At 48.6% G+C, this 2,886-nt stretch carries 2 protein-coding genes and 1 pseudogene; all 3 read right to left on the bottom strand.

Going from position 1 to position 2,886, the window contains the following annotated elements; all coding sequences use genetic code 11:
• Positions 1 to 279: 279 nt before the first annotated feature.
• Positions 280 to 1,500: a M20 family metallopeptidase gene (locus tag H6F50_RS00380; RefSeq protein WP_190425054.1), complete on the bottom strand. Its 1,221-nt coding sequence runs from the start codon at positions 1,498 to 1,500 to the stop codon at positions 280 to 282.
• A 105-nt stretch (positions 1,501 to 1,605) separates the two neighbouring features.
• Entirely contained in the window at positions 1,606 to 2,286 is a 681-nt protein-coding gene (gene bioD / locus H6F50_RS00375) for a dethiobiotin synthase (RefSeq protein ID WP_190425056.1), read from the bottom strand.
• Positions 2,287 to 2,391: 105 nt separating this feature from the next.
• Positions 2,392 to 2,886: pseudogene (locus H6F50_RS00370) on the bottom strand (serine/threonine protein kinase); the annotation flags it as partial.

Below are 2,886 nucleotides of genomic sequence, written 5' to 3'. Positions count from 1 at the left end.
AAGGGTTGTCCCCCTTGATTTACTTGAAAGGGATCGATTAGACGCGATCGCATATCAGCAATGACTTGCTGTTTATCTAAACTAGACCAAACGCTGGGAGCGCTAGATTGCTCGAAGTCTGCGATCGCTTGCTGTGCCTGTTGCAAATCAGTTAAATTTGGCAGTTGAGAAGTCATCAGCACCTCATGGGATTGAAGAAAGATTGCCAGCGAGTTTCAGGTTAGCAGGTTAGCAATTACAGACTCAAACGATCCTTTAAACCTTCACCCTGACAAGCCTTCAATCCTCCACTCTGCAAAATATCTCAACACACCTGACAAATATCTCAACACCCATCTCCAGTGCTGTTTCATCAAAATTAAATCGCGGATGATGGTGCGGATACGCTAACTCTTTTTCTACATTCGCCGAACCCAAGAAGAAATAGCAACCGGGCACCGCTTGCAAAAAGAAAGACATATCTTCGCCGCCCATTGTTTGGCATTCTGGCACAATTCCAATCGGAGTTTCTACCACCCCTTCCGCCACAGAACGCACGAGTTCCGCCATCTTGGCATCATTAATCACCGGAGGATAAAGCCGCTTGTAGTCCAGTTGATAAGTGGCACCGTGGCTTTGACAAATACCCGCAATAATCTGCTCAATCCGTTGCGGAATAAGTTCTCCTAGAACCGGATTAAAATATCTCACCGTACCCGTCAAGAAAGCCGTATCGGCAATTACGTTGAGCGCCTTGCCTGCATGAAGTTCCCCAACGGTAACAACAGCGGATTCCAACGGCGAGACATTTCGAGCCACAATCGTCTGCAAGGCAGTAACAATATGAGCGCTGACTAAAATTGAATCAACCGTTTGATGAGGAATCGCCCCGTGTCCGCCTTTGCCTTGAATCGTGCAGCGAAAACCTTCTGTTGCTGCCATCAAAGCACCTGTACGGACTCCCACAGTGCCGAGAGGCAGATTATTCCATAAATGCAGCCCGATAATCCCATCCACCTGGGGATTTTGTAAGACACCGGCTTCAATCATCGGCTTGGCACCTCCCGGCCCTTCCTCAGCGGGTTGGAAGATAATTTTTACAGTGCCAGCAAAGTCATCGCGATGCTCAGAGAGATAGTAAGCCGTCGAGAGAGCGATCGCTGCATGTCCATCATGACCGCAAGCGTGCATCACTCCATCATGCTGCGACCGATAAGGCACATCATTCTCTTCTTGAATCGGCAGGGCATCCATATCGGCCCGAATTGCCAACACTTTACCGGGTTTATTACCAGTAATTGTGGCAACAATTCCAGTATTTGCAATGCCAGTTTCATGTTCAATTCCCCATTCTTGCAGTTTTTGGGAAACTAACTCGGCAGTTAAATGCTCTCGAAAGCCTAATTCAGGGCGCTGATGCAGCCGCCGCCGCAACTCCACCAGCATCGGCTGCAATGCTTGAATTTTCGGTCGAATCCGAGATGAATCAACAGAAAGAGGGCTTAAAGAAGTGGCAAACATCTTATTCAGACTCCAAAAATTTATGATGACGTGAAGGAATTAATCGGGTAGGGCGGTGTATCGCCAGAACTTGACTCCCTACCCTTGGTTATCTTTGAATTTTGGTTAAAGTGGCATCAATCGCTCTATATCTAAATCTGACGCAACTTGAGCGAGTTTACCGAGATCGCTGAGGTCGCTCAGATTGGGCAGAATCCCAAAAACTGGGGTATTGGTGAAAGACTCAATCAAATCGATTGGACACCAATCGGCGATTTCTTGTTCGGTACGAGGTTGAACGCAATTCAGGACGATGCCTTTGAGGTGTACACCCGACTGACGAGAGAGGGCAACATTCGCAACCGCTTGGGCGATAGCTCCTAATCTTACCGGCACCACTAATACCGTTGGCAACCCCCAATCCCTAGCTAAATCCGCCACCGTGAGTTCGTGCGTAACCGGCGAACCCAATCCTCCCAATGCTTCTATCAGCACAAAATCTCGCTGACGCCGCAGATTTTCCAACGCTTGCCAAGCTTTTCCTAAGTCAACACTCCTTCCTTCCCGTTCAGCGGCGATGGGAGGCGCTAAGGGTGCCTGGAAGTACAACGGATTAATTTCCTCTAAAGATTGATTGAGAGAAAATAACTGATTGTAAAGTTCTCTATCCCCAGTTCCCGACTGAATTGGCTTCATCATCCCCAAGCTTTTGGCAGGACAATACATCTGCCAATAAGCTGCTAAAGCCGCAGTCAAAACTGTTTTCCCAGCGTCCGTATCAGTTCCAGTAATTAGTAGCGCGTTCAAAGTAGTTGTCACTCGTCAGTTGTCAGTAGTCAGTTGTCTGTAGAAGTTGGAAGCTTGTAAAGTTGGAAATCCATCTTCTAAGGTTTACCCACCATCGATTACCCATTACCGAACACTAATATCTAGCGTAAAGGGTGTATCCTCTGGCGCAATTACATCAATTTGATAATTTCCAGCGCGAGGCACCTGAGCCTGCCAAGACAAAACGCCAGAGGCATCTTCCACGAGAGTGCCATCGGGATACCGAATATCTAAAGTTGCCCCACCTGGTTGAATGTCCGCCTTCAGTACCTGCCCTTGTTGCACATTTACCAAGTAACGCTTAATCCGCTGCGGACTGGTTCGAGCCGAAACCTGCACAGCCGGTTCGCCGGGAGGGAAGGTAATCGATTGAGTATCAAATTGACCGGCGGGAGGAGTGGGAGTAGGAGTAGGTGTCGGAGTGGGTGTGGGTGTCGGCGTTGGCGTTGGGACTGGGTTCGCAAGGCTAATCTGTAAGTTATAGTCGCTCTGAGGCAACCCCTTGATCGGACTTAGCTGAATGGTGTAATTGCCGGTAAAGGGAAGCGTTCCTGTCCAACTTCGGACTCGCCTAGCATT

Source organism: Coleofasciculus sp. FACHB-712, assembly GCF_014695635.1.
In the GTDB taxonomy this organism is placed as follows: Bacteria; Cyanobacteriota; Cyanobacteriia; order Cyanobacteriales; family FACHB-T130; genus FACHB-T130.
This window is presented reverse-complemented; position numbering and strand designations above follow the sequence as displayed.

What these genes read in the sequence shown, in the direction of transcription:
- H6F50_RS00380 (WP_190425054.1), bottom strand. Translation starts at nt 1,500, where the DNA reads ATGTTTGCCACTTCTTTAAGCCCTCTTTCTGTTGATTCATCTCGGATT.